1 rRNA gene is annotated in these 264 nt (G+C 51.9%); it reads right to left on the bottom strand.

From position 1 onward, the window contains the following. A 23S ribosomal RNA gene (locus MUU46_RS00025) occupies positions 1-264 on the bottom strand; the annotation flags it as partial.

Below are 264 nucleotides of genomic sequence, written 5' to 3'. Positions count from 1 at the left end.
CCCATCAATTAACCTTCCGGCACCGGGCAGGCGTCACACCGTATACGTCCACTTTCGTGTTTGCACAGTGCTGTGTTTTTAATAAACAGTTGCAGCCAGCTGGTATCTTCGACTGATTTCAGCTCCATCCGCAGGGACTTCACCTACACATCAGCGTGCCTTCTCCCGAAGTTACGGCACCATTTTGCCTAGTTCCTTCACCCGAGTTCTCTCAAGCGCCTTGGTATTCTCTACCTGACCACCTGTGTCGGTTTGGGGTACGAT

The sequence above is a fragment of the Scandinavium tedordense genome, assembly GCF_024764965.1.
In the GTDB taxonomy this organism is placed as follows: domain Bacteria; phylum Pseudomonadota; class Gammaproteobacteria; order Enterobacterales; family Enterobacteriaceae; genus Scandinavium; species Scandinavium tedordense.
The sequence above is the reverse complement of the archived record's forward strand: the minus strand, read 5'-3'. Positions and strand labels throughout refer to the sequence as shown.